Here is a 26482-nt window from a genome sequence, read left to right as displayed (position 1 = left end):
CCTGGGCCGGGTTCCGCCCACGCGCGAGGCGGATGAAACCGGATCGCGCCGGGGCCGTTGTCCTGCTGTCACCCTCCGGAAGCCGGAGATCCCGATGGCAAGAATCACAGGAAAAACCGATGAAACGCATGGTAACACCGCTTGCAATCGCCGCGCTTCTCGCCGGCGCTAGTCTGCCCGTGACGGCGCAGGTCGTGGATCGCGAGGACAACGCGCAGGTCAACGGCGACGAAGAGAACACCAGCACCATGCCCGGCGCCGACACGGCACCCGGCACCGGCACCGGCGCGGCCTACGAGGGCATCGGGACCTGGGGCGATGTCGTCTCGCTGCTGCAGACCGGCGAAGGCACGCCCGACGACCTCGACTGGGTCAGCAGCGAGTCGGATGTCGAAGTGGCCGAACTGACCGGGCTCGCCGGCGACCCCGAGACCCAGACCGAGGTGCTGGATGATGCATTGTCCTACCGCGAGGACGACATCTCGGACCTGCGCGACCGGATCGAGGACCATGGCACCATTTCCGACGCGCTCGACGAAGCCGGGCACGATGCCGGCGAAGTGATCGCCGCCTTGGGCGAGGTCGGCGGCCCCCTGCACGTTGTCGTCGACGACCGCGACGACGACAGCGACGACGACAGCGACGACGACGAGGACGACGACAACGACGACAACGAGGACAGCGACGACTGAGGCACGACTGACCGCAGCGGCCGGGCGCCGCGTCAGGCGGCCGGCCGGAAGGCCGCCTCGCGTGGGGCGTGCCGGTGCGTGAAAACATGCGAAAGGAGTTGCATCGTGGCCGAGCGCAAGCGATCAAAAGACATGAGCCGGGATACCGAGAACCTGCCGCTCGCGGAAGGGACGGTCTCGCAGCAGGGGCGCGAGCAGGGGCGGCTTGCCCGCAAGCTCGGCTCGCGCGACGAGGAAAAGCGCGCCACCGAGCGCCCCGCCGGCGCCACCCGGGTGCGCGGCGAGGACAGGAAGAGCGGAGAACACTCGAAATGAGCGTCTTGACCAACGGCACCTGGGTGCTGGTCGCGGATGGCGAGAAGGCGCTGTTCCTGCGCAATCTGACCGATGCGAAGAACCCCAACCTGGAGGTCGTCCGCACGAAGGAGCAGGATAATCCGCCCAGCCGCGAGCAGGGCACCGACAGGGCCGGGCGGATGCCGGACTCCGGCGTGCAGCAGATGTCCGCACTGGACGAAACCGACTGGCATCGGCTGGCAGAGGATCGCTTCGCGGACGATCTGGCGGATCTGCTCTACAAGATGGCGCACCGCCACAACTTCGAGCGCATCGTGATCTGTGCCGCCCCCAAGGTGCTGGGCGAGATCCGGCACAAGATGCACAAGGAGGTCTCAAGCCGGGTGGTCGGCGAGGTGCCGAAGGATCTGACAAATCATCCCCGGGACGAGATGGAGCGCATCCTGTCGAAGGAACTCGACGGCTGAACCGCCGCTTGCCCTCGGCGCGGTTTGCAGGCAGACCGCGCCGGGCAATCGAGCGGAGGACGGCATGGGCGAGCCCGCGCGCGGCGTGGCGTCGATGGTGGCGGCCTGCACCATCTGGGGTCTTTCGGCGCTCTACTACAAGCTGCTCGATCATGTCCCGCCGCTGGAGGTGCTGGCCCACCGGACGCTGTGGTCTTTCGCCTTCTTCGCGGTGGTTCTGGGCCTTCGGGGCAGGCTGCGCATGCTTTTCGCCGCGATCGACCGCCCGGGAAAGGCCGTTCGCATCCTTGCGGCGGCCTTCTTCATATCGTGCAACTGGTTCCTCTTCATCCTCTCGGTGCAGACCGGGCATGTGACGGAGGCGAGCCTTGGCTACTACATCTTTCCGCTCGTGGCGGTGCTGCTTGGCTTCGTCGTCTTTGGCGAGCGGCTGGGGCGCGCGCAGTGGATGGCGGTGGCGCTGGCAGCGGCGGCGGTTCTGGTCCTGACGCTCGGCAACGGTGTCGCGCCCTGGATCGCGCTGGCCCTTGCGGCCACCTTCGGTCTCTACGGGCTGATGAAGAAGCGGCTGGCGGTCGGTCCCGTGGTCTCGGTCACGGCCGAGGTGCTGTTGCTCTCTCCGGTCGCGCTTGCCGTGCTGTGGGTCTACCAGCGCGACGGCGGCGCCTACGGCGCCAGCCTTGGCGACAGCCTGCTCCTGATGCTCTCGGGGCCGCTGACTGCGGTGCCGCTGATGCTGTTCGCCTATGCGGCGCGGCGGGTGACCTATGCGACCGTCGGGCTGGTGCAATATCTCAACCCGACGCTGCAGTTCCTCGTCGCGGTCGCGATCTTCGGTGAGCCCTTCGGCGCATACGACGCCATCGCCTTTCCGCTGATCTGGACGGCGCTCGCGATCTATTCGCTCGCCACCCTTTCGCGCGAGAGGGCCGCGCGCAGGGCGGTCACGCCTTCCTCGGCCGATCCCACCGGCGTGATGAGGCCACGCAGCGAGGGCGCGGCGAAGCCCTGAGCGACCACATGATCGACGAGCGCGAGCAGCGGGTCCCAGTATCCCGCGATGTTGACCAGCAGGATGGGCTTGGCGTGCAGCCCCAGCTGCGCCCAGGTCAGCACCTCGAAGAACTCGTCGAGCGAGCCGGCGCCGCCGGGCAGAACCGCGACCGCGTCGGAGTTCATGAACATCACCTTCTTGCGCTCGTGCATGTTCTCGGTGATCACGTGCCGCCCGGCGCCGCGCAGCGCCTCCACCTGGACAAGGTGCTGGGGGATGACCCCAAGGGTCGCGCCGCCCTCGGCCTCTGCCGCCGCGGCAACGAGGCCCATCAGCCCCACGTCGCCCGCGCCATAGACCAGCCGCCAGCCTTCATGCGCAAGCAGGCGGCCAAGGGTGCGGGCCTCTTCGGCGTAGACGGGCAGGGCGCCCTCGCGGGCGCCGCAATAGACACAGACGGAACGGCGGAACATGGATGCGTGCGGCCTCATGCGGCTTTGACCCCTGATAGCGGTGTTGATAATGTCCCTCAACCACCGTCGACGGCTTGCGGGGCATCTGGGGGATCATGAGCGAAAGGGGCATGTTGGCAGGGAGTGCGACCCTGGCCGGCGGCATCGTCGCGGGAGCCCTTGCGCTTGTCGTGGGCCTGTATGTGGCAGGGGTGCTCCCTCCGGAGCCGGCGCCCGAGAACGCGCCGGACACGCAGCCTCAAGCCGCGGCGCCGCGCGCCCCGGCGGAGGTTTCCGATAACGCCGGCTTTGAGGCGGCGAAACCCGCGGCGCGGGAGCGGGCCCCGGAGCGCGCGGCCGAGGACACCGGGTCCGATACCCCACGGCCGACCGTGGCGGGTGACGGCGAAGATCCGGCGTCACGCGGCACGAGCGAAATCGCGGCGGCGGACGCCGGGACAGGCGGCGCCGCCTCGGTCGCGCCCATGCCGGAGCCCGTGCCAGAGTCCATGCCGGAACTCACGCCGCAGCCCACGCCGGAGCCCCCCGCCGCGCCGGCGCCGCCGGGCTTCGACCTGGTTCGGGTGGAAGCGGACGGGTCGACGCAGATCGCCGGTCGGGCCGCGCCGGGCGCGGAGGTCGCCATCCTGCTCGACGGCCAGGAGGTGGCGCGGGCGCGTGCCGACCAGTCCGGCGCTTTCTTCAGCTTCCTGTCGCTGGGCGAGACGGCGCGCGCCAGGGTGCTCACGCTCGAAATGCTGCGGGAAGGTGTGCGCGTGCCCTCGGACGCGCAGGTGCTGCTGACGCCACCCGCGGGCCGGGCGGGACCGCCCGATGCGACCGGACAGGTGGCGGCGGCGCCGTCGCCCGGGGCGTCGAAACCCGCCGGCGAGGCCCTGCCCGATGCGGAGGCGACGCAGACGGCGCTGGCCGAGCTGCCCGCGACACCCGATGTCGTGACCGGGGGGCAGGACCCGGCCGCCACGGGAAACGGCGCAGGCGACGGGGAGGCGCGCGCCACGGCAGATGCCGCAGGTGCGGCGACGTCCGGGCCCGGAACGGACAGGCAAGCGACAGGCGCCGATACCTCGCAAACGGCAGGGATCGCGCCGACCGACGGCGAGCAACCCCGGCCCGTTCCCGACGTCGCCTCGGAAACCGGCCGCGCAGAGGCGGACCCGCCGCCCGAGCGACCCGTGCGCGACGCGACGGGTCCGGCGACACCTGAAACCGGGCCCGCCGGTCCGGAAGCGCTGGCCGAGGCCACGCCGCCTGCGCCGGAGCGTGACCCGGCGCCGCGGCCCGCGCCTGCAGGTGACGCGGCCGCCCCGGCGGGTGGGGGCACGGGCGCAGACACACCGCCCGTCACGTCCACCCCTGCCGACGAGCCCGTCATGGAGGCCACGACCGATCCGGCAGCGGCGCCGCCGCAGCCCCCTGCCGACCAGCCCGCCACGGAGGCCACGGCCGATCCGGATGCGGCGCGGGCACCGCGACCCGCGGTCGCCGGAGCCGATCCGGCCCAGCCGGGCGCTTCGGCGGCGGGAGAGGACGCGAGGCAGGCCGCGCCGGGCGTGATCCTCGCCGGGCGCGAGGGCCTGCGCGTCTTGCAGCGCCCCGCGCGGCCCGGCGCGTCCCCGCAGGCGCTTGTCGATCTCGACGTCGACGCGATCGGCTACGACGACGGCGGCGCGGTGCAGATCGCGGGGCAGGGCGGCGCCGGGGCGGATTTCGTGCGCCTCTATGTCGACAACCGGCCCGTCGCCACCGTGCCGGTTGCACCGGACGGCAGCTGGACCACCCAGCTGCCGCAGATCGACACCGGGGTCTACACCCTGCGCGTCGATGCGCTGGACGAAGGGGGAGAGATCACGCAGCGGATCGAGACCCCGTTCGAGCGGATCGCGCCGGAGACGCTGGCAGGCGCCGTTGCCGAGGCAGAGGCACGAGGCCGGCAACTTGTGACCGTGCAGCGTGGCAACACGCTCTGGGGCATTTCGCGGCGCAACTACGGACGCGGCATCCTCTATGTCCGCATCTTCGAGGCCAACCGCGACCGCATCCGCGACCCCGACCTGATCTATCCCGGGCAGGTCTTTACCATCCCGCAGTGAGCCCGGCACTGGCGCAGGGCGGCCAACCGGCCTAGGTTGCCGGCCGGAGATCGCCATGCCCACCGATACGACCGCCTCTTCTGACGCCGCCGCCCGGCCGGCCGCGCTTTCGTCCGCCGAAGAGGCGCGGCGCGATCGGCGTACGGGCTGGAAGGTGATCCGCCGCGTCGCGCCCTATCTCTGGCCGGAAGGCGAGGACTGGGCCAGGCGGCGCGTCGTGGGCGCGGTGCTGGCGCTCGTGGCGGCCAAGCTCGTCGCCGTGGGCACGCCGATGATCTACAAGCGCGCGGTCGACGCGCTGTCGGGCGAGGGGGTGCCGGATCTGGCGCTGGGCGCGGTGGGCCTGACGGTCGCCTACGGCATGGCGCGGCTCATGTCGAACGGCTTCCAGCAGCTGCGAGACGCGGTCTTTGCCAAGGTCGGGCAGCGCGCGCTGCGGCGGATCGCGCTGGAAACCTTCACCCACATACATCGCCTGTCCCTGCGCTACCACATCACGCGCAAGACAGGCGGGCTCTCGCGCATCATCGAGCGGGGGGTGAAGGGCGTCGATTTCCTGCTGCGGTTCCTGCTGTTCTCGGTGGGGCCGCTGATCCTTGAACTTGCGCTGATCGCGGGCGTGCTCTTCGTGCTCTTCGACGTGTGGTATCTGGTCGTCGTGGCCGTCACGATAGCGCTTTACGTCTGGTTCACCTTCAAGGTGACCGAGTGGCGCGTGCGCCTGCGCCGCCAGATGAACGATCAGGACACCGACGCCAACCAGAAGGCGATCGATTCGCTGCTGAACTTCGAGACGGTGAAATACTTCGGGGCAGAGGGCCGCGAGGCCGAACGCTACGACCGCGCGATGGCGGGCTACGAGACCGCGGCGATCAGGACGGCCCATTCGCTGGCCTTCCTGAACTTCGGGCAGACCTTCCTGATCACCGCCGGGCTGGTCACGGTGATGGTGATGGCTGCCGTGGGCGTGCAGAATGGGGCGCTGACGGTGGGCGATTTCGTCATGGTCAACGCCTACATGATCCAGATCACCCTGCCGCTGGGCTTTCTGGGCACGGTCTACCGCGAGATCCGGCAGAGCCTTGTCGACATGGGCGAGATGTTCGAACTGCTCGACCAGCCGTGCGAGGTGGCCGACCGGCCCGGCGCGCCCGCGCTGATGGTGACCGGCGGGGCGGTGGACTTCGACCGCATCGCCTTTGGCTACGATCCCGCGCGCCCGATCCTGCAGGGCGTGTCGCTGCGCGTGGGCGCGGGCGAGAAGGTGGCGCTGGTGGGGCCTTCCGGCTCGGGCAAGTCCACCATCGGGCGGCTGCTCTTCCGCTTCTACGACGTGACGGGCGGGGCCATCCGCATCGACGGGCAGGACATCCGTGATGTCGCGCAGGACACGCTGCACGCCACGATCGGGGTCGTGCCGCAGGATACCGTGCTCTTCAACGACACGATCCGCTACAATATCGCCTACGGACGCGAGGGGGCGACGGAGGACGAGATCGTGGCGGCGGCACGGGCGGCGCAGATTCACGACTTCATCGCCGCGCTGCCCGAGGGCTACGATACCGCCGTGGGCGAGCGGGGACTGAAGCTGTCGGGCGGCGAGAGACAGCGCGTGGGCATTGCGCGCACTCTGCTCAAGGATCCGCCGATCCTGCTGCTGGACGAGGCGACCTCGGCCCTCGACACCGAGACCGAGGCCGAGATCCAGGGCGCGCTCGCGCGCGCCGGGCAGGGGCGCACGGTGCTGACGATCGCGCACCGGCTTTCCACGGTGGCGGATGCCGACCGGATCGTCGTGCTGGAGGCCGGTCGCATCGTCGAGGAAGGCACACATGCCGGACTGCTGGCGCGCAACGGGCGCTACGCCCAGCTCTGGACGCGGCAACAGGCTGAGCATGCCGCGTGACGGGCTGACGGTGGCTGCGCCCGGCGGCGCGGTGCCCTTGCGGCTGCTGTTGCTGGGCGCGCTCTTCGTCACCGAACTCGTCGCGCTGGTGCTGGTCTTTCAGATCGCCGCGCCGCTCGAATGCCGCCAGACGGAAGCCGAAGCGGCCTGTCGTGCGCTGCGCGGCTCGGTGCTGCGCGCGTTTTGCCTTGCCGTGGCGCTTGGGCTTTATCTGTCGTCGCGCCGTGCCGCGCGGGCGCGCTTCGTGGCGATGACGGCGGCGCGCGCAACGCGCCTGCCCTGGGCGCTGCTGCATGCGGGCGGGCTTGCCGCGGCCTTCCTGCCGATGCTGCTGACGCCGCCAGAGGCCCTCAACGCTCGCTTCGCCGATCTGTTGCCGCTGCTGGCAGGCGGGGCGCTGGCGATAACGATTGGCGCGCTGGGCCTGCTGGCGGCGCCGCGGGACTGGGCGGCGTGGCTGCGCGCAGAGCCCTGGGGTCTCCTGGCCCTGGTCTTTGCGGCCTTGCTGTTGCCCGATCTTGCGCACTGGCTCGAGCCGATCTGGTACTGGAACACGCTGGCGCAGATCACCTTCGTTGCGGTGTCCCTGGCGCTTTTGGCGGTGTCGGACGACGTGGAGGTCTGGCCGGAGCTGGCGATCATCGGCACCGACGGGTTCAACGTGAACATCGCCCCGCAATGCTCAGGCGTCGAGGGATTCGTGCTGATGGCCGCGTTCCTTGCGCTTTACGCCGCCCTCTTCCGGGAGCAGGTGCGGATGGGCCGCTTCTGGATCGTGGTGCTGCCCCTGGCGCTGCTGGCAAGCTGGAGTTTCAACGTCCTGCGCATCGCTGCGCTGATCCTGATCGGTGCGCATGTCTCGCCCGAGCTTGCGCTCAACGGGTTTCACAGCTTTGCGGGATGGCTGGCATTCACGGTCCTGGCGATCCTCGTGCTGGTCGTCGTCAACAGGGTGCCATGGCTTCAGCGCGACAGGGCGGCCGCCGTGATGTCCGGCCCGCCGCTGGCAGAGGATGAGACGGCAGCCTTGATCCTGCCCTTTGTGGCCTTCATGCTGTCGTCCCTCGCGGTGCAGGCGTTCTTTACCACACCGGCGCTCGGTTTTCCGCTGCAGGCGGCAGCAATGCTTGCCGCGCTGCTGTGGCTTCGTGGGCCACTGCCCGTGCTTCTGGCGGGCCGGCCAGAGGGCATCGCGGTTGCCGCCGGTCTCCTTGTCGGCCTGGGCTGGGTGGCCGGCGCGCCAGCTGCGGCACCGCCCGAACCCGCGCTGACGGCGCTGGCCCCGGCGCTTGCCGCGCTCTGGGTGGCCGCGCGGCTGGCGGGCACGGCGATCCTTGTGCCCGTCGTGGAAGAACTCTTTTTCCGCGGCTACGTTCTGGCGCGTCTCGACCGAGGGGGGCTGGCCTGGCGCGCTCTGGCTGTGGCGGTCTCGACCGCGAGCTTCGCGGCGCTGCACGACCGCTGGCTTGCCGCTGCGCTGGCCGGACTGGTTTTCGCGGCGGTCTACCTGAGACGGGGGCGGCTGGTAGATGCCGTTGCCGCCCATGTGGTCGCCAATGCCGTCGTCGCGGCGGCCGCCCTCTGGCAGGGCGACTGGCGCCTGATCTGACCCGGGCTCACAACGACAATGGCCGCCTTTCGGCGGCCACGGTCACGTTCGGTATCGCGCCTGATGCGGGTTTCAGCCGCGCCGGCGCCGGCGCGCAATCTCCCACGACAGGGCCATGACGGCAAGCACGGCCGCGATCGCCAGGGTGCCGCTTGCGGCGTCGATCTCGGGCACGGCCGCCGCGGACGGCGGCCCGCCGTTCTCCGGGCCCCCTCTCCCCCAGCGACCGCCGGCGCCATAGGCCTGGGCCAGAGCGGGCAAGGTGCTCAGAATGTAGGCGCCGATGGCGCCCGTCGTGATGTTGCGAAGCCTGGGCATGCGAATCTCCCCGCCGAGCCACTACGGTGTGTGCTGCACCTGATACCGGAAGGTTACGCCTTCGACCGTCGTTGCGCAACGCTGACGGATGGTCCGGGCAAAGATGGCGATAGCCGGTGACGCAGGGGGGACAGCCTGCCTGGAAACCTGGTGCTTTGTGTCCAGGTTGCGGACAATCGGCGTCAAGCGCTGCCCGTTCCGCACCCTAGCCAGTGCGAATCAGGCGTATCAGGACCAGCACGACGATCGCCCCCAGGGTCGCCTGCAGCACGGTCACGACCACGCCGCCACCGGTTCCGAAACCCAGCACCGGCAGCATCACACCGGCGAGAAAGGCGCCGGCAACGCCGACAGCCATGTTGCCGATCAGCCCCAGTCCGCCGCCGCGCACAAGTTTCGCGGCCAGCCAGCCGGCCACGAGGCCGGTGAGCAGCATGGCAAGAACGCTTTCGAAGCCCAAGCCGGTCACCTCCGTCGTCACTCTGCCGCGCGCAGCGTCTGCGCGGGCGTGCCCGGCGCCTCCGGCAGATCCGCGGGTCCGGTCCCGTCATCCCACAGGATCGTGGGCCCGCGCACCCGCCGCGCGGCGCGCCTGAGCGCCCAGTCACGGGCGACGCGGCTGGAGCGTCCCGCGCCCATCCATGCCAGAAGCCGCGCGAGCCATGCCGCATAGGCCGTGGTCCAGACCCGCAGCGCCAGCAGCGCGGGCGTCACCACCAGGGTCAGCACCGTCGCCACGCCCAGGCCGAAGACGACCGCGGTGGCAAGCTGCTTCCACCAGAGCGCCGTGGGGCTGTCGATCGAGTAGCCGCCGCCGATGAAGTCGAGGCTGAGGCCCAGCATCATCGGCGTCAACCCCGCCATGGTGGTGATCGTGGTCAGCAGCACGGGGCGTATGCGGTCCTCGGCCGTGCGCACGATGGCCTCGATCCGCGGCATGTAGCGGGCGTATTCCTGATAGGTGTCGATCAGCACGATGTTGTTGTTCACCACGATGCCCGCCAGCGCGACGATCCCCGTGCCGGTCATGATGATCGAGAAGGGCTGATCCATCACCAGCATCCCGATCAGCACGCCGGTGGTGGAGAGCACCACGGCCAGCAGCACCAGCACCGAGTTGTAGATGCTGTTGAACTGCGCCAGCAGGATGATGAACATCAGCGCCAGCGCGCCGGCGAAGGCCTGCATCAGGAACGCGCCCGATTCCTGCTGGTCCTCCTGATCGCCCGTCCACTCCCAGTCGATGCCGTCGGGCAGGGGGCTTTCGGTCTGCAGCCACTCGGTCAGTGTCTCGATCCGTTCGTTGGCGTTGACCGGGATCGCCGAGGCCCCGGCCCACGCCGTGCCGGTGGCGGCCTCGGCGATCCGCGCCTCGGCCTCTGCCGCGGGCATCACGCCCAGGTCGCTGCCATCCGCGGCCGCGACCTTCACCAGACCGTCGGCCACGTCCGCCTTGACGTCGAGATAGCGGGTCTGGTCGACGCGCGTGATCTCGGCCAGCTTCGCCACCGGCTCGCGGGTGATGAAGTTGGCCAGCGGAATCAGCCCGTCCTCGGTGCGCACGCGAAGCGTGTCGAGGGTCGAGAGCACGCGGTCCTCTTCCGGCAGGCGCACGCGAATCTCGATCTCCTCGTCGGAGGTGGGCACCCGCATCGTGTCGAGCAGGATGCCGCGGGTGACGAGCTGCACCATCGCGCCCACGGTCGCCACGTCGGCGCCGAAGCGCCCGGCCCGTTCCACGTCCACGTCGATCTGCCAGTCGATGCCGGGCAGGGGCCGCGTGTCCTCGATCAGGCGCATTCCCGGCAGTGCATCATATTGCGCGCGCACGATGCCGGCGGCCTCGACCAGCGTGTCCAGATCGTCTCCCTTCAGTCGCAGGTGGACGGGCTTGGCATCTGCCGGACCCTGGCTCGCCTCCAGGATCTCGGTCTCGATGCCCGGCAGGGTCGAGAGCTGTTCGGAAAGCTCAGCCAGCACCACGTTGCCGTCGAGCGAGGGGTCGAAGCGGCGCTCTTCCCACGGGATCGTCTCGAACTGGATCTGGCCGATGGTGTCCTTGGGCGCCTCTGCCCCGCCGGTGTTGGAGTTGAGCCCGCCCTCGCCCGCGAAGGAAAAGGCCGACTGCACGCCGGGGTGCGCGAGCACGATCGCCTCTGCCTGCCGCACCACCGCGTCCTTCTCGGCAAGGCCGAGGTTGCCGCGCGCCTTGACGTAGACGATGGCCTGTTCGGGCTCGGTCTCGACGAAGAAGTCCACGCCGTTGTTGTTCTCGCCGTAGTAGGCGAAGACGGTGGCCACCACGAAGCCCACCGCGCCGATGGTCAAGAGCGGCATGACCGGGTTGCCGGCCACCAGCTTTATGAGCCAGCCGAAAAGCGTGCGCCGCCGTCCCGCGCGGATGCGGCGCGGGCGCACCTCGATCTTCGCCGCCGAAATCGCGATGGACGACGCCGCCGCCGCCGCAAGGAAGAGCACGATGCCCGGCACCGCCGCCGCGAGCCCTGGCAGCGGCGGCGTGCCGCCGAAGAGATAGCCGGGATTGAGCACCTGCATCGCCCCCAGGAACAGGCCGTAGAGCGCGACGGGCACCAGCATCGCGCGCACGATCCAGGGCGTGCCGCGACGCAGCGCATCGGAGGCGTTGGCGAAGAGGCGGCTCATCCGTCCGGTCACGCCGCCCATCACCGGCAGGTAGATCAGCGCCACGACCAGCGAGGCACAGAGCACGAAGATCAGCGTGACGGGCAGCATCCCCATGAACTCGCCCGCGACGCCGGGCCAGAATAGCATCGGCAGGAAGGCGCAGAGCGTCGTCGCGGTGGAACTGACAATGGGCCAGAACATCCGCTTGGCGGCCTCGACATAGGCGCGCATCGGACCCACGCCCTGCCTGATGCGCTTGTCGGCGTATTCGACGACCACGATGGCGCCGTCCACCAGCATGCCCACGGCAAGGATCAGGCCGAACATCACGATGTTAGAGATCGTCACCCCCATCACCGCAAGGAACGCGAAGCACAAAAGGAACGATGTGGGAATCGCGAAGCCCACCAGCAGCGCGGCCCGCGTGCCGAGACTGGCAAGCACCACGATCATCACCAGCGCCACGGCGGTCAGCACGGAGCCTTCCAGCTGGCTGACCATGCTGGCGACGATGCGGCTCTGGTCGTTCGAGCTGCCCATCTGCACCGCGGCCTGCAACTCCGGCGGCCATTCGGACCGCGACGCGGCCACCAGCTGCTTCACTTCCTCGGCGGTGTCGATCAGGTTGAAGCCCTTTCGCTTGACCACCTGCAGCGCGACCGTCGACTCGCCGTTGAATCGCGCCGTGCCCTCGCGGTCCTGGAACGTCAGGTTGATGGTCGCCAGATCGCCCAGCGTCACCACCCGGTCGCCGTTCGTCTTCACCGGCAGGTCGTAGACGTCGCGCGGCTCGTCGAAGGAGGAGGGGATCTTGACCGAGAAGGAACCCTGGTCGCTCTGGACCTCGCCGGCCGCGATCAGCTGGTTGTTGTTCTGCACGACGCGGATCAGCTCGTCGGCGGTGACGTTGTAGGCCTCGAGCCGCAGGGGGTCGATCACCACCTCGAGCATCTCGTCGCGCTCGCCCGCGACGCCGACCTCCAGCACCGCGTCCAGCGCCTCGATGTCATCCTGCAGGGCGCGGGCCACGCGGAACATGGTGCGTTCCGGCACCGGCCCGGTCAGGTTCACGATGACGATCGGGAATTCGGAAAAGTTGATCTCGTTGATCGAATATTTCTCGTAGCCCTCGGGAAACTGCGACTCGGCGGTGTTCATCGCATCGCGCACGTCGGCGATGGTCTGCGACTTGTCCCAGCCGAACTCGAATTCCAGGGCAACGCCCGCGTAGCCCTCTGCCGCGGTGCCGCTCATCGTCTCGAGGCCGTCGAGATCGGAAAGCTCCGTCTCCATCGGCTTGACCAGCAGCTTCTCGGCATCCTCGGCCGAGATGCCGGGGAACTGGACCGAGACGAAGAGTGCCGGGATCTCGATATCGGGCTCGCCCTCCTTGGGCAGCGACACATAGGCGAAGCCGCCCGCCAGCAGCGAGAGCGCGATGAAGGCCAGCACCATGCGGGCGCGGCTGGCGGCCCAGTCGACCATTCCGGTCATTGCATGGCCTCCTGCCAGGTCACCTCGACCGGGACGCCGTCGGTGACGTATTCCTGCCCCAGCACGATCACCGCCGCCTCGTCCGGCAGGCCTCCGACCCAGACGCCCGTGGTGGTGTCGCGCAGCAGCGTGACCGGGACGAAGCGCGCGACGCCCTCGCGCGCGACCCGCACGCCCAGCGTGCCGGCGTCGTTCAGCGTGAGCGCGGACTGCGGCAGCAGGTGCGCCATCGCGCCCTCTGCCTCGATCAGGATTTCGGCGGTCTGGCCGTCACGCACGGAAAGGTCGGGGTTGGGCACCGTGATCTCCACGCGGAAGGTCCGGGTCACAGGGTCGGCCGAGCGCGACAGGAAGGTGACCTCGCCCGTCAGGTCGCGGCCCGAGACCAGCCGCGCCCCGGCGCGGGCGCCCACGGCCACGCGGTCCACCTCGGTCTCGGGCACGAAGGCCACCACCTTGATCGGGTCCAGCCCGATCACCTTGGCGCAGAGCTCGCCGGGCTGCAGCAGGCTGCCAAGCTCGGCGGTGTCCGATTCCAGCAGGCCCGCGAAGGGGGCCGCGATTTCCAGCCGCGCCATTTCGGTCTCGGCGGAATCGACGGCGGCCTCGGCGCCCTGGATGTTCGCCTTGACGGTTTCGAGCTGGCTGCGCGCGGATTCGACGCCGGCCTCTGCCGAGCGCACGGCGGCGCGGGTGGAGGCCACGCGCGTCTCGGAGGCGAAGCCGCCCTCCGACAGGCGCGCGGCCGCTGTGGCGTTGAGCTGGGCTTCCACGAGCCGCGCCTCCGCCTCTGCCAGACGCGCGCGCGCCTCGGGTACCCGCGCCTGCGCCTCGGCCAGTCGCGCGCGCGTCTCCGACAGCGTGGCCTCCCGCGCGCCCGGATCGAGACGGCAGAGCATGTCGCCCGCCTCGACCAGCGCGCCCTTGCGCCGCGGCTCCGAGATGACCAGCCCCGCCGTTTCGGCGCGCAGGTCCACCGCGCGCGCGGCCGCGGTCTCGCCCCGCAGGCGCACCGCGCTGTCGATCTCGCGCGCGACGGATCGCAGCGCGACGACCGAAACGACCTGCGCCTCCTGCGTCTCTTCCGCCTCCCGCGTCTCCGCGGGCTGCGCGGCGTCCGCTGCGAGGGCCGTGGCGTCGGCCTCGGGCGACGGATCGGTCCGAGCGGCCGGATCGGGCGCCGGATCGGAGGCGGGATCGGGCGCCAGCGGATTGAGCTCCTGCAGCGTGACCGTCTCGCCCTGCGCGAAACGCATCAGCGCCTCGCGCTCCAGCACCACGAGGTAGAGTGTCGCCATCACCAGCAGCGCGGTCAGAACGGGGATCAATCGCATCTTCGGCCTTTCGTGCCCTGCGCGCGCCGGGACGCGCGAGAGGTCCGCGTTCACATGGCGGACCCCGGAACCCTTTACAATGTCCTGATCCTATACGCTGAACCGACCGGTTCAGATTAGTGCTCCTGTCAGCATGCCGCAAGACTGAACCGACTGGTTCAGTCTCTGCCCGCGAATCGGGCAGCTTGGCGCCGCCTGCCGGTCTTGGCAGCGTAGGGCGCAGCGTATAAGAGGGGTCAAACCAGCGGGCAGGGGGCGGCGTGACCGAACGCGACAGTTTTCTAGAGGAAGTGGCCGAAGAGGTTCGGCGCGACCGGATGTTCGCGCTGATGCGCCGCTACGGCTGGATCGCTGTCCTGGCCGTGCTCCTGATCGTGGGGGGGGCGGCCTGGAACGAATGGCGCAAGGCGCAGGCGGTCGCCCGCGCGCAGGCCACCGGCGACGCGATTCTCGAGGCGCTCTCGCCGGGCGATCCGCAGGCGCGGGCCGAGGCGCTTTCCGCGCTCGATCCGCGCGATCCGGGCGCACGGGCAGCGGTCGATATGCTGCGCGCGGACGCGCTCGCCGAGGCGGGCGACGAGGCCGCCGCGGCAGAGCTGCTCGACGGCGTGGGCGGCAGCGATCTTGCGCCGATCTACGGCCAGATCGCGGCCTTCAAGGCGCTGCTGCAGCGCGCCGACACGCTGTCGCCCGAGGAGCGCCGCCAGGGGTTTTCCCAGCTTGCGTCCGCCGGCGGCCCCCTCAGGCTGCTGGCCGAGGAACAGATCGCGCTCACCGAGATCGAGACCGGCGCGACCGAAGCCGCACTGGAGCGGCTCGGGACCATTCGCGCCGACGACGAGGCGACACCGGGCTTGCGCCGCCGCGCTGCGCAGTTGATTGTGGCGCTCGGCGGAGAGCCGCAGCTGCAGACGGGCGGCTGAGGCGCGACGAACGGGAACGCGGGGACAGGTGACGCGAGGCATGACGGGCGCAGGCGCAGTCGGAACGGCAGGACGATTGGGGCGTGCGGGATCGGGCGCGCGGCGCGGCGCCGCGATGGTCGCGCTTGCCGCGGTCACCGCACTCGCCGCCTGTGGCGAGCGCGAGGTGATCCTGCCGGGCGAGCGCCTGCATCTGCGCGAGATCCTGCAGGGGCCCGCCGCCGAGCCCGATCCCTGGGACGCCGAGGTTGAGAACCGGGCGCTGCCGCTGGCGCTGCCGCCACCGCAGGTGAACCCGGACTGGGCGCAGGGCATCGGCTCACCGCGCCACCGGCCCGTCCACCCCGCGCTTTCGCATCCGCTGGAGCCGATCTGGAGCGTCGGGATCGGGCAGGGGGACAGCCGCCGCCAGCGGATCACCACCGATCCGGTGGTGGCGGACGGGCGCATCTTCACGATCGACGCGGCCTCGGCGCTGACCGCCACCAGCGCGGCGGGTGAGACGCTCTGGACGCTGAATCTCGTGCCCGCGCGGGACCGGGGGGGCGAGGCGATGGGCGGCGGGCTTGCCGTGGGGGACGGCACGCTCTTCGTCACCACGGGTTTTGGCAGGCTGCTGGCCGTCGATCCGGCAACCGGCGCCATCCGCTGGGACCAGAAGCTTGACGCCACGGGCACCGGCGATCCGGTCTATCGCGACGGGCTGGTCTATCTGGTCGCCGGCGACACCACGGCCTGGGCGATCGAGGCCGACACCGGGCGCATCCGCTGGCAGAACGACGGCGTGGGCGACGTGCGCAACGTGGCGGGCGGGCCCGCGCCCGCCTTCTCCGACGAACTGGTGATTTTCGGCTACGGGTCGGGCGAATTGCAGGCTGTCTTCCCGCAGGGTGGCTTTCCGCGCTGGAGTTCCTTCGTCGCGGGGCGGCGCGAGGGGACCGCGATGGGGCTGGTGGGCGACATCACCGGTGGGCCCGTGATCGACGAGGGTCGCGTCTTCGCCGCCAACGCCGCCGGCCGGATCGTGGCCTTCGACCTCGAGAACGGCGAGCGTCTCTGGACCGCCGATGACGGCGCCTTCGACCTGATCTGGCCGGCTGGCGGCTCGATCTTCCTGGTGAGCGACCGCAACGAACTGCTGCGCCTCGATGCCTCCGACGGCAGCCGGATCTGGGGCGTGGAGCTGCCTCGCTATGCCGACGAACGGCCGCGCCGTCGCGCGGCGATCCTGCCGCAATATGGCCCGGTGGTGGCCGGGGGCCGGCTGGTGGTGGCGGGCGCGGACGAGGTGATCCGCGTCTTCGATCCCCAGAGCGGCGAACTGGTGCAGACCGTGCCGCTTCCGGGCGGGGCCACGACGACACCGGTTGTCGCGGGCGGCACGCTCTACGTCGTGACGAAAGACGGCCAACTCCGCGCTTTCCGCTGACGCCTGGATGCGCTAAGGAACGCGCCTTCGGTCTGGGAGCCAGCGGTCCATGTCCTTTCGCCTCGCCATCGTGGGGCGCCCCAACGTGGGCAAGTCCACCCTTTTCAACCGGCTGGTCGGCCGGCGGCTCGCGCTGGTCGACGATCAGCCGGGTGTGACCCGCGACCTGCGCGAGGGCGAGGCGCGTCTGGGGCCGCTGCGCTTCACCGTGATCGACACCGCGGGGCTGGAAGAGGCGACCGACGACAGCCTGCAGGGCCGGATGCGGCGCCTGACCGAACGCGCGGTGGCCGAGGCGGACGCCTGCCTCTTCCTGATCGACGCCCGCGCCGGGGTGACCGCGACCGACGAGGTCTTTGCCGATATCCTGCGCCGCCGCTCCGGTCACGTGATCCTTGGGGCCAACAAGGCAGAGGGGCAGGCGGGCGCGGCCGGCATCGCCGAAGCCTGGGGCCTTGGCCTGGGCGAGCCCATCGCGCTTTCGGCCGAGCATGGCGAGGGACTGGCCGATCTGGCCGCCGTGCTCGCGCCGCTCGTCGACGGCAAGGCCGAGGAAGAGGCCGAAGAGGCGCCAGAGACGGACGTCGACGTGGACGAAGCGGGCGAGACGCCCGAAGGCCCCCGCGTCCCCACGCGGCAAAAGCCCCTGCAGATCGCGGTGGTGGGTCGGCCGAACGCGGGCAAGTCCACGCTGGTCAACCGCCTCCTCGGCGAAGAGCGGCTGCTCACCGGGCCGGAGGCCGGCATCACGCGCGACGCGATCTCGGTCGCCATGGACTGGGACGGGCTGCCGGTGCGGATCTTCGACACGGCAGGCATGCGCAAGAAGGCCCGCGTGACCGGCAAGCTGGAAAAGCTCTCTGTCGCCGACGGGCTGCGCGCGGTGCGCTTTGCCGAGGTGGTGGTCGTGCTGCTGGACGCCGCCATTCCCTTCGAGACGCAGGACCTGCGCATCGCCGATCTGGCCGAGCGCGAGGGCCGCGCCGTCGTCGTCGCCGTCAACAAGTGGGACGTGGAGCCCGAGAAGCAGGCCAAGCTGAAGGCGCTGCGCGAGGGCTTCGAGAAGCTGCTGCCGCAACTCAGGGGCGCGCCACTGGTCGCGGTTTCGGCGAAATCGGGCAAGGGCCTCGACCGGCTGCGCGAAGCTGTCGTCTCGGCGCACGAGGTCTGGAACCGCCGCATCCCCACCGCGCAGCTCAACCGCTGGCTCGCCGGCATGGTCGCGGCACACCCGCCGCCCGCGCCGGGCGGACACCGGATCAAGCTGCGCTACATGACGCAGGCCAAGACCAGGCCGCCGGGCTTCGTGGTGATGTGCTCGCACCCCGAGAAGCTGCCCGAGGCCTATACGCGCTACCTCGTGAACGGGTTGCGCACGGATTTCGACATGCCGGGCACGCCCATCCGGCTCTGGCTGCGCTCGCAGTCCGACAAGAACCCCTACAAGGGGCGGAAGAAGCCGCAGCCCTCGCGCCTGCGCAAGCATCTGGGCTGATCGGCGCAGGTCGCGGCCCTTCCGCTCCCATTCGTCGCATACGGCGGCATTCCGTCACGGGTTGACCCCTGCGTCCCGCGTGGCATTAACGAGACACGCGGACAGGGAGGACGCATGGCCAAGGCCCCGCCAGTTCAGGAGAAGGAGCGCGAGAAATCGCGCCGCATCGGGGCGCTCGCCGAACTCTGGCCCTTCATCAGCCCCTATCGGGCGCTGCTGACCGCCGCACTGCTGATGCTGGTGGCGACGGCGGTGGTCTCGCTGATCCTGCCGCTGGCCGTACGCCGGGTGGTCGACAACTTCAACGTCGAGGACGGCGCGATCCTCGACCAGTATTTCGCCGCGGCGCTGGGCATCGCGGGGCTCTTCGCACTGGGATCGGCGCTGCGCTACGCTTTGGTGACGCGGCTGGGCGAGCGGGTGGTCGCCGACATCCGCAAGGCCGTCTTCGACCGCGTGATCGGGATGAGCCCGGCCTTTTACGAAAAGCTGATGACCGGCGAGGTGCTCAGCCGCATCACAACCGACACCACGCTGATCCAGTCGGTGATCGGCTCGTCGGTCTCGATCGCGCTGAGGAACCTGCTGATCTTCGTGGGCGGGCTGGGGCTGATGCTGGCGACCTCGCCCAAGCTGACCGGGCTCGTCCTGCTGATCGTGCCGGCGGTGGTGGTGCCGATCCTCGTGCTGGGTCGCCGGCTGCGCAAGCTCTCGCGCGAGAACCAGGACTGGATCGCAGCCTCCTCCGGCAACGCGTCCGAGGCGCTGACCTCGGTGCAGACGGTGCAGGCCTTCACCCACGAGGCGCTGAGCCGGGCGGAGTTCGGCCGCGTGACCGAACTCAGCTTCGACGCGGCGCGCAGGCGCGTGACGACGCGCGCGGTGATGACCGCCATCGTGATCTTCCTGGTGTTCACCGGCGTCGTCGGCGTACTCTGGATCGGCGCGCGCGACGTGCGCGCGGACGGCATGAGCGCGGGGGCGCTGGTGCAGTTCGTGATCTACTCGGTCATGGTGGCAGGCTCGGTAGGCGCGCTGTCCGAGATCTGGGGCGAGTTGCAGCGCGCGGCCGGCGCCACCGAACGCCTCGTGGATCTCTTGCGCGCCACCGACGAGGTGCGCGACCCGGAGGTGCCGCAGCCGCTGCCCGATCCCGTGAAGGGCGAGCTTGTCTTCGACGAGGTGCAGTTCGCCTATCCCGGCCGGCCCGACGTGCCGGCGCTCGATGGCGTCAGCCTGACCGTTCAGCCGGGCGAGACGGTGGCGCTGGTCGGCCCCTCGGGGGCGGGCAAGACCACGATCATCCAGCTTCTGCTGCGCTTCTACGATCCCGCCGCGGGGCGCATCCTGCTGGACGGTGTGCCGTTGGACGCCATGCGGCGCGACATCTTCCGCCGCGCCATCGCGCTGGTGCCGCAGGATCCGGTGATCTTCGCCGAGTCCGCGCGCGAGAACATCCGCTTCGGCCGGCCCGAAGCCAGCGACGCCGAGGTGGAGGCTGCCGCGCGCGCCGCCGCCGCGCACGACTTCATCACGCGGCTGCCGCAGGGCTACGACTCCTATGTGGGCGAGCGCGGCGTGATGCTGTCGGGCGGGCAGAAGCAGCGCATCGCCATCGCCCGCGCGATCCTGCGCGACGCGCCGATCCTGCTGCTCGACGAGGCGACCAGCGCGCTCGACGCGGAAAGCGAACGCGCGGTGCAGCACGCCGTCGACCGGCTGCGGCAGGGGCGGACCACGATCATCGTGGCCCATCGCCTTGCCACCGTGAAGAAGGCCGACCGCATCGTGGTGATGGACCAGGGCCGCATCGTGGCAGAGGGGCCGCACGACCGGCTGGTGGCAGAGGATGGCCTTTACGCCCGTCTCGCGCGGCTGCAGTTCACCGACGGGATCGCGGCGGAGTAGCGTTCAGGCGGCGCCGTTCAGGACGGCTAGACGCACCTGGACGCGCCGGAAATCTTGCGCGAGGCGGCGAACAACCGCATCTACGAGGGACTGCAAGAGCGCCTTGCACGGCGCCGGGAAGGGAGGAACGCACATGGCTTTCGTGTCCGTGGCCGACAAGCATGCCATCGAAGCCGAGAAGCCCTGGGAGGCGCGCGAGCTGCCGCGCACAATCTACGGCCTGTTGTCGGAGACGGAGCGGAAATTCCCCGACCGCCCCGCGATGAGTTTCCAGATCCTGTCGGGGCCGAAGGACAAGGCCGAGACACTGACCTGGCGCGACCTCAAGACGAAGGTCACGCGTGCGGCCAACATGTTCCGGGACATGGGCGTGGGCGAGAAGGATACGGTCGCCTACGTCCTGCCGATCTGCAACGAGGCGACAATCACGCTGCTGGGCGGCATGGTCGCGGGCGCCGTCAATCCGATAAACCCGCTGCTCGAGCCCGAGCAGATCGGCGCCATCCTGCGCGAGACGAACGCCAGGGTGGTGGTCACGCTGCGCGCCTTCCCCAAGACCGACGTCGCGCAGAAGGTGGCCGAGGCGGTGCGTCATGCGCCCGCCGTGCACACGGTGCTGGAGGTCGATCTCAACCGCTACCTCACCCCGCCCAAGAGCTGGATCGTCCCGCTGGTCCGCCCCAAGGCCCCGCATGGCCACCACGCGGACCTGAAGAACTTCAACGCCGAGCTCGCGAAGTATCCCGGCGACCGGCTGAGCTTTGCCGATGCAAGCGAAGACCGGGTGGCGGCCTATTTCCACACCGGCGGCACGACAGGCATGCCCAAGGTGGCGCAGCACCGCTATTCGGGGATGATCTACAACGGCTGGGTCGGGCACCGCCTGCTGTTCACGGAAAAGGACGCGATCATCTGCCCGCTGCCGCTGTTTCACGTCTTTGCCTGCCACGTCATCGTCATGGCGGCGCTGGCCTCGGGCGCGCATGTCGTCTTCCCCACGCCGGCGGGCTACCGGGGCGATGGCGTCTTCGACAACTTCTGGAAGCTGGTCGAGCGGTGGAAGATCAGCTTCGTCATCACCGTGCCCACCGCCGTCTCGGCGCTGATGCAGCGCAAGGTGGATGCCGACATCTCTAGCGTGCAGATGGCCTTTTCGGGTTCGGCACCGATGCCGCTGGAGCTGTTCAACCGCTTCGAGAAGGCCTCCGACGTCACCATCGTGGAAGGCTACGGCCTGACGGAGGCGACATGCCTCGTCTCCTGCAACCCGCCCGAGGGCACCAAGAAGGTGGGCTCGGTCGGCATCCCCTTCCCCTACACCGAGGTGAAGATCGTCAAGGCGGGCGAGGGCGGCCTGGTGGAATGCGCGACCGACGAGGTGGGCGAGATCTGTGTTGCCAACCCGGGCGTCTATGTCGGCCACACCTATACCGATGCCGAGAGGAACCGCGATCTGTTCTACGAGGAGCGCTTCCTGCGCACCGGCGACCTCGGCCGGCTGGACGAGGACGGATACCTGTGGATCACCGGCCGGGCGAAGGACATCATCATCCGCGGCGGCCACAACATCGACCCCGCCGAGATCGAGGAGGCGCTGCTCGCCCATCACGACGTGGCCTTTGCCGGCGCCATCGGTCAGCCCGACGCACATGCGGGCGAACTGCCCTGCGCCTTCGTGGAACTGATCGAGGGCGGCAAGGTCACGCCAGAGGAGCTGATGGAGCACGCCCGCGTGCATATCCACGAGCGCGCGGCCTTTCCCAAGCACATCGAGATCCTGGACGAACTGCCCAAGACGGCCGTCGGCAAGGTCTTCAAGCCCGACCTGCGCAAGCGCGCGATCGCGCGCGTCTACGGCGGGGCGCTGGAGAAGGCCGGGCTTGACGCGCGCGTGGCCGAGGTGGTGGATGACCCCAAGCGCGGGCTGGTGGCCCGGATCGAGGGGGGCGCCGACGAGGGGCAGATCGCGCATGCGCTGTCGGCCTTCACGCGGCCGTGGGAGATGGCAGCGCGCGACTGAAACGGGGCAGGGGGGCTGTCTGCCCCCCTCGGCGGCTTCGCCGCCTCACCCCCCGAGGGTATTTCCCGCAAGAGGAAGGATGGGCCAGGAAGAAGGACGGGGCGCAACCGCCGTGGTTTCCGTCAGGCCCCGGTTGCGGCCCCGGGCCTGGTGTCCGGTCCCGACGCGCGCTCGTTCCGCAAGCTCAGGCGGGGCCGCGGTCCCTGCCGCAGAAGAGCGCATAGAGCAGGCCGATGACCTCGCGCGTGGCATCGTCGGCGAGCCGGTAATGGATCGTCTTGCCGTCGCGCCGGGTGGCGACGAGGCGTTCCTCGCGCAGCCGGGCGAGCATCTGGCTGACCGCGGCCTGGCGCATGCCCAGCAGATCCTCGAGTTCGCCCACCGACTTCTCGCCCGAGCCGAGGTGGCACAGGACCATCAGCCGGCCCTCGTGCGCCAGCGTCTTGAGGTAGGCCGCGGCTTGGGCTGCGTTCTGCGCCATCTCGTCGGGCGGCGCGACAAGTGTCGCATCTTCGGCGCGCGGCGGGGTTCTGATCTCGGCCATCGGCCTCTCCGGTCATATCTGTTTTGCTATATATGAGGCGGCAAGGCCAGTGAATCAAGGCTCCGGCTTCTCGGCGACCGGCGGCGCACCGCCGGCGAAGGCGTTGCCCGTGGCGTAATTGCATGGCGCTTCCTGCATCTCGAGGTGCAGCGCGGTGCCGGTACAGGGATGTGCCCGCGCCAGCTCTTCGTCCACCTCGATGCCGAGGCCCGGAGCCTGTGGCGCGGGGATGTAGCCCTCGTCCACCGCGATGGTGCCGCGGATCAGGTCGCGGTGGAAATCCGTCTCGATGGTCTCGGCGATGAGCAGGTTGGGGATCGCGACCGCCAAGTGGATATTGGCGGCCCATTCGACCGGGCCGGCGTAGAGGTGCGGCGCGATCTCGGCGTTGAAGGGTTCCGCCAGTGCCGCGATCTTGCGCCCCTCCCAGATGCCGCCCGCGCGCCCCAGCGCGGGCTGCAGGATGCGCGCGCCGCCGGTGCGCAGGAGCGTGGCGAATTCCGCCCGCGTGGTCAGCCGCTCGCCGGTGGCGACGGGGATGCGGACGGCCTGCTGAACCCGCTGGAATTCCAGCAGATTGTCGGGCGGGATCGGTTCCTCGAACCAGAGCGGCGCGTAAGGCTCCAGCGCCTGGCCCAGCCGGATCGCGCCTTCGGTGGTGAACTGCCCGTGCGTGCCGAAGAGCAGGTCGGCGCGGTCGCCCACCGCCTCGCGCAGCGCCTCGCAGAAGGCGATGGAGAGCGAGATGTCCCACATCGCGGGCTGGTGCCCGCCGCGGAAGGTGTAGGGGCCGGCGGGGTCGAATTTCACCGCCGTGTAGCCGCGCGCGACGAGGTCCAGCGCGCTGTCGGCGGCCATTTCCGGCGAGGTCCAGAAGTCTGCCATGCGGTGATGCGGCAGGGGATAGAGATAGGAATAGGCGCGCACCCGCTCGTTCATCATGCCGCCCAGAAGCGCCCAGACCGGGCGCTCGCGGTGTTTGCCGAGGATGTCCCAGCAGGCGATCTCGAGGCCCGAGAAGGCGCCCATCACCGTGGGGTCCGGGCGCTGGGTGAAGCCCGCGGAATAGGCGCGCCTGAACATTCTTTCGACGTTCTCGGGATGCTCGCCTTCCATGTGGCGGCCGAAGACGTCGCGAATCACCGCCTCCATCGCCGCGGGGCCGACGGTGGCGCCGTAGCACTCGCCCCAGCCGGTGATGCCGGTGTCGGTGGTGACCTTCACGAGGATCCAGTAGCGCCCGCCCCAGCCCGGGGCGGGGGGTGCTGTGACGATCACGTCGCAGTCGGCGAGTTTCATTGGCGTCGTCCCTCCTTTCGGGCCTGGCGGGGGCGCTGCCCCCGTCGCGCGCCGGGGCGCGCGACTCCCCCGGGGTATTTGCGGACCATTGAAAGGCTCAGAACACGATCACGTTGCGCCGCGCGCCGCCCGCGCGGGTGTCGGCGATGGCCTCGTTGATCTCGTCGAGCCGCCAGCGGCGCGACACCAGTTCGTCGAGCTTCAGCCGCCCCTGCTCGTACAGGTCGATCATCCAGGGGATGTCGCGGGCGATCACCACGTCGCCCATCTTGGAGCCCACCATGCCCTGTCCGGTGGCGGCGAAGAGGACAGGCTCGTATTCGGCGGTGGCGCCGGAATGGGGCATCCCCACCATGACCACGCGGCCGCCGGGGGCGAGGTAACGGGGCGCGGTTTCGTAGGCCGGGATCGCGCCCACGGTGACGATCACCGCGTCGGCGCCGCGGCCCAGCGCCTGCTTGGCGGCTTTCCACGGCCGGGCATCGCCTGCAATCACCCCGTCGGTCGCGCCGAAGGCGCGGGCGTCGGCGAGCTTTTCCTCGGTCATGTCGACGGCCAGGATGCGCCGCGCGCCGGCCAGCCGCGCGCCCTGGATCGCGTTGAGCCCCACGCCGCCCGCGCCGATCACCACCGCGTCCTGCCCGGGCCGGAGCCCCGCTGCATAGACCGCCGCACCCACGCCGGTGATGACCCCGCAGGAGAGCAGGCAGGCGCTTTCCGCCGGCATCGCCCCGGGGATCGGCACGACCTGACTGGCCGCGACCACTACCTTTTCTGCGAAGGCGCCGCAGGCCATGGCGTGAAAGAGCGGCCCGCCCTCGAGGGTGCGCAGTGGCCCGTGGCGCCCGTCGGGCGGGTTCTCGCAGACGGTGGGGCGGCTCGAGGCGCAGGCCGGGCAATGGCCGCAGGGGCGGATCAGGGTGACCACCACCCTGTCGCCTGGGAAGAGCCGCTCGACGCCGGCGCCGACCTGCGTGATGCGGCCGGCAGCCTCGTGGCCGTAGACGGCCGGAAGCATGCCGCCCCAGGCGCCCTCGGCATAGGAGATGTCGGAATGGCAGATCGCCACCGCCTCCAGCGTCACCTCGACCTCTCCGGGGCCGGGCGCGGCGAGGGCCACCTCCGCGACCTCCAGCGGCGCACCGAAGGCGTGGCACACCGCTGCACGGATCTTCTGCATCTGTTCCCTCCGCGAGTCTCCCGCGTCACGGTGACGCCGCCCGGCGGGGGCTGCAAGCGGGAAACCGAGGCGCCTTCGCGGCGCTCAGCGCGCCGGTGCGCGGCGGGCGAAGACGGCCAGTGCCGTGGCCACCAGCAGCGCCGAGAGCAGGAAGGCCGCGCCGGGGAAGTCCACCGGCGCCTGCGGATGCGTGAAGGCGGCGAAGGTCCAGGTCATGACGAGCGGCGCGAGGATGACGGCCACCGCGTTCACGCTGGTCAGCACGCCCTGCAGCGTGCCCTGTTCGTCGTCGCGCGCGGCGCGCGACATGATGGATTGCAGCGCGGGCGGCGTGATCGCGCCCAGCGCGGCCACCGGGATCAGTGCCAGAACCGCCGCGCCCGAGGTCAGCACCGACAGCGTGGTGAAGGCGCCAATCGACAGCACGAGGCCCGCCGCGACCATCCGCCGCTCGCCCAGTCGCGGCTGCACCAAGCGGATGAGCCCGCCCTGCACCGCCGCCATGCTGACACCGAAGACGGCGAGCGAGATGCCGATGAGGCCCGGATCCCAGCCGAAGCGCGCCTGAGTGAAATAGGCCCAGGTCGCCGGATAGACGTAGAAGGCGAGCTGGTAGAGGAAGAAGACGGTGAGCAGCGCCCGTGCGCCATCAAGCCGGCCGATCTGGCGCAGCGCGCCCAGCGGGTGCGCGGCAGCCCGGCGGAAGGGGCGGCGCGTGGCCTCCGTCACCGTCTCGGGCAGCACCAGAAGGCCCAGCAGGAGGTTCAGCGCCGAGAGCGCGGCGGCGGCGTAGAAGGGCGCGCGCGTCCCCATCTCGCCCAGCAGCCCGCCCATCAGCGGCCCCAGCACGAAGCCCATGCCGAAGCTTGCGCCGACGAGGCCGAAGCGCGCGGCCTTTTCGTGGGGCGCCGAGATGTCGGCGAGAAAAGCGGTGGCGGTCGATTGCGTGGCGGAGGTGATGCCGCCAACGATCCGCGCCGCCAGCAGCAGCCAGATCGTGCCCGCCACGGCCATCACGAGGTAGTCCACCGCCATGATGCCCACCGAGACCAGCAGCACCGGCCGCCGCCCGTAGCGGTCCGACAGCGCCCCCAGGAGCGGCCCGCAGAGGAACTGCATCACCGCGAAGGAGGTCGACAGCACGCCGCCCCAGATCGCCGCCGCCGCCAGCGTGCCGCCGTTCAACTCCAGGATCAGGTCGGGCAGCACCGGCAGGATCAGGCCGATTCCCATGGAATCGATCATCACCGTCATCATGATGAAGAGGATCGGCAGCCGCGTGGGCACCGGCGGCGCGGGCGCCGTGCTCATCTCCGCGCCCGCACCCGTGCGGCGAAGGCCCGCGCCTCGGATGGCGCCTG

General features: G+C 70.2%; 21 protein-coding genes. 12 read left to right on the top strand and 9 right to left on the bottom strand.

The genetic code is table 11. The features are described from left to right. Nucleotides 1-119 precede the first annotated feature (119 nt). The 4 genes from ACLFOB_RS06480 to rarD all read left to right on the top strand — a co-directional run bounded on the left by ACLFOB_RS06480 (nucleotide 120) and on the right by rarD (nucleotide 2468). On the top strand, nucleotides 120-692 hold the full coding sequence (locus ACLFOB_RS06480) for a hypothetical protein (protein WP_410925554.1): 573 nt from the start codon (nucleotides 120-122) through the stop codon (nucleotides 690-692). 105 nt (nucleotides 693-797) lie between these two features. Beyond that, entirely contained in the window at nucleotides 798-1007 is a 210-nt protein-coding gene (locus tag ACLFOB_RS06475) for a hypothetical protein (protein WP_410918385.1), read from the top strand. Next, a complete protein-coding gene (locus ACLFOB_RS06470) occupies nucleotides 1004-1456 on the top strand; it encodes a host attachment family protein (protein WP_410918386.1) in 453 nt (150 codons plus the stop codon). The genes ACLFOB_RS06475 and ACLFOB_RS06470 overlap by 4 nt, the downstream gene beginning before the upstream one ends. 64 nt (nucleotides 1457-1520) lie before the next feature. After that, nucleotides 1521-2468: an EamA family transporter RarD gene (gene rarD, locus ACLFOB_RS06465; protein WP_410925553.1), complete on the top strand. Its 948-nt coding sequence runs from the start codon at nucleotides 1521-1523 to the stop codon at nucleotides 2466-2468. Here the strand turns inward: rarD and ACLFOB_RS06460 are convergent. Continuing rightward, nucleotides 2354-2923, bottom strand: a complete 570-nt coding sequence (locus ACLFOB_RS06460) for a TIGR00730 family Rossman fold protein (protein WP_410918388.1) — start codon at nucleotides 2921-2923, stop codon at nucleotides 2354-2356. The two genes, rarD and ACLFOB_RS06460, sit on opposite strands and share 115 nt — an antisense overlap. Nucleotides 2924-3387: 464 nt before the next feature. On the opposite strand from ACLFOB_RS06460, the gene ACLFOB_RS06455 reads away from it, so the two are divergent. From ACLFOB_RS06455 to xrtE, 3 genes are read left to right on the top strand one after another with little or no spacing between them, the layout of a single operon-like run. Further along, on the top strand, nucleotides 3388-5016 hold the full coding sequence (locus ACLFOB_RS06455) for a LysM peptidoglycan-binding domain-containing protein (RefSeq protein WP_410925552.1): 1629 nt from the start codon (nucleotides 3388-3390) through the stop codon (nucleotides 5014-5016). A 55-nt stretch (nucleotides 5017-5071) separates the two neighbouring features. Beyond that, entirely contained in the window at nucleotides 5072-6922 is a 1851-nt protein-coding gene (locus ACLFOB_RS06450) for an ABCB family ABC transporter ATP-binding protein/permease (RefSeq protein ID WP_410925551.1), read from the top strand. Then, on the top strand, nucleotides 6912-8531 hold the full coding sequence (xrtE, locus tag ACLFOB_RS06445; protein ID WP_410925550.1) for an exosortase E/protease, VPEID-CTERM system: 1620 nt from the start codon (nucleotides 6912-6914) through the stop codon (nucleotides 8529-8531). Before ACLFOB_RS06450 ends, xrtE begins: the two co-directional genes overlap by 11 nt. 72 nt (nucleotides 8532-8603) lie before the next feature. Here the strand turns inward: xrtE and ACLFOB_RS06440 are convergent, their stop codons facing one another. The 4 genes from ACLFOB_RS06440 to ACLFOB_RS06425 all read right to left on the bottom strand — a co-directional run bounded on the left by ACLFOB_RS06440 (nucleotide 8604) and on the right by ACLFOB_RS06425 (nucleotide 14323). Next, complete coding sequence (locus ACLFOB_RS06440; protein WP_410918363.1) at nucleotides 8604-8849, bottom strand: VPEID-CTERM sorting domain-containing protein; 246 nt, start codon at nucleotides 8847-8849, stop codon at nucleotides 8604-8606. A 205-nt stretch (nucleotides 8850-9054) separates the two neighbouring features. Beyond that, the gene (locus ACLFOB_RS06435; RefSeq protein ID WP_410918364.1) at nucleotides 9055-9309 is read right to left on the bottom strand and encodes a GlsB/YeaQ/YmgE family stress response membrane protein; all 255 of its coding nucleotides are present in this window, start codon (nucleotides 9307-9309) and stop codon (nucleotides 9055-9057) included. Nucleotides 9310-9326: 17 nt separating this feature from the next. After that, on the bottom strand, nucleotides 9327-12989 hold the full coding sequence (locus ACLFOB_RS06430) for an efflux RND transporter permease subunit (RefSeq protein ID WP_410925549.1): 3663 nt from the start codon (nucleotides 12987-12989) through the stop codon (nucleotides 9327-9329). Beyond that, nucleotides 12986-14323 (bottom strand): efflux RND transporter periplasmic adaptor subunit, encoded by a 1338-nt coding sequence (locus ACLFOB_RS06425; RefSeq protein WP_410917629.1) that lies wholly within the window; start codon nucleotides 14321-14323, stop codon nucleotides 12986-12988. The genes ACLFOB_RS06430 and ACLFOB_RS06425 overlap by 4 nt, the downstream gene beginning before the upstream one ends. A 260-nt stretch (nucleotides 14324-14583) precedes the next feature. On the opposite strand from ACLFOB_RS06425, the gene ACLFOB_RS06420 reads away from it, so the two are divergent. The 5 genes from ACLFOB_RS06420 to ACLFOB_RS06400 all read left to right on the top strand — a co-directional run bounded on the left by ACLFOB_RS06420 (nucleotide 14584) and on the right by ACLFOB_RS06400 (nucleotide 22098). Next, nucleotides 14584-15246, top strand: coding sequence for a hypothetical protein (locus ACLFOB_RS06420; RefSeq protein ID WP_410925548.1), 663 nt, complete (start codon nucleotides 14584-14586; stop codon nucleotides 15244-15246). A 115-nt stretch (nucleotides 15247-15361) separates the two neighbouring features. Then, nucleotides 15362-16675 carry a PQQ-binding-like beta-propeller repeat protein gene (locus tag ACLFOB_RS06415; protein ID WP_410925547.1) on the top strand — a complete coding sequence of 438 codons (1314 nt, stop codon included), beginning with the start codon at nucleotides 15362-15364 and terminating at the stop codon, nucleotides 16673-16675. A 49-nt stretch (nucleotides 16676-16724) separates the two neighbouring features. After that, on the top strand, nucleotides 16725-18170 hold the full coding sequence (gene der, locus ACLFOB_RS06410; protein ID WP_410925546.1) for a ribosome biogenesis GTPase Der: 1446 nt from the start codon (nucleotides 16725-16727) through the stop codon (nucleotides 18168-18170). Between the two features lie 114 nt (nucleotides 18171-18284). Then, nucleotides 18285-20078 (top strand): ABC transporter transmembrane domain-containing protein, encoded by a 1794-nt coding sequence (locus ACLFOB_RS06405; protein ID WP_410925545.1) that lies wholly within the window; start codon nucleotides 18285-18287, stop codon nucleotides 20076-20078. Between the two features lie 133 nt (nucleotides 20079-20211). Continuing rightward, nucleotides 20212-22098, top strand: a complete 1887-nt coding sequence (locus ACLFOB_RS06400; protein ID WP_410925544.1) for an acyl-CoA synthetase — start codon at nucleotides 20212-20214, stop codon at nucleotides 22096-22098. A 184-nt stretch (nucleotides 22099-22282) separates the two neighbouring features. Here ACLFOB_RS06400 and ACLFOB_RS06395 read toward each other — a convergent pair whose 3' ends face one another. The 4 genes from ACLFOB_RS06395 to ACLFOB_RS06380 all read right to left on the bottom strand — a co-directional run bounded on the left by ACLFOB_RS06395 (nucleotide 22283) and on the right by ACLFOB_RS06380 (nucleotide 26354). Further along, the gene (locus ACLFOB_RS06395) at nucleotides 22283-22579 is read right to left on the bottom strand and encodes a metalloregulator ArsR/SmtB family transcription factor (RefSeq protein ID WP_410916928.1); all 297 of its coding nucleotides are present in this window, start codon (nucleotides 22577-22579) and stop codon (nucleotides 22283-22285) included. 117 nt (nucleotides 22580-22696) lie between these two features. After that, nucleotides 22697-23941 (bottom strand): mandelate racemase/muconate lactonizing enzyme family protein, encoded by a 1245-nt coding sequence (locus ACLFOB_RS06390; protein ID WP_410925543.1) that lies wholly within the window; start codon nucleotides 23939-23941, stop codon nucleotides 22697-22699. 97 nt (nucleotides 23942-24038) lie between these two features. Continuing rightward, the gene (locus ACLFOB_RS06385; RefSeq protein ID WP_410916922.1) at nucleotides 24039-25121 is read right to left on the bottom strand and encodes a Zn-dependent alcohol dehydrogenase; all 1083 of its coding nucleotides are present in this window, start codon (nucleotides 25119-25121) and stop codon (nucleotides 24039-24041) included. Nucleotides 25122-25205: 84 nt separating this feature from the next. After that, nucleotides 25206-26354 carry an MFS transporter gene (locus tag ACLFOB_RS06380; RefSeq protein ID WP_410925555.1) on the bottom strand — a complete coding sequence of 383 codons (1149 nt, stop codon included), beginning with the start codon at nucleotides 26352-26354 and terminating at the stop codon, nucleotides 25206-25208. Between the last annotated feature and the right edge of the window lie 128 nt (nucleotides 26355-26482).

The sequence above is a fragment of the Rhodosalinus sp. genome, assembly GCF_046542825.1.
Taxonomy (GTDB): Bacteria; Pseudomonadota; Alphaproteobacteria; order Rhodobacterales; family Rhodobacteraceae; genus Rhodosalinus.
The sequence above is the reverse complement of the archived record's forward strand: the minus strand, read 5'-3'. Positions and strand labels throughout refer to the sequence as shown.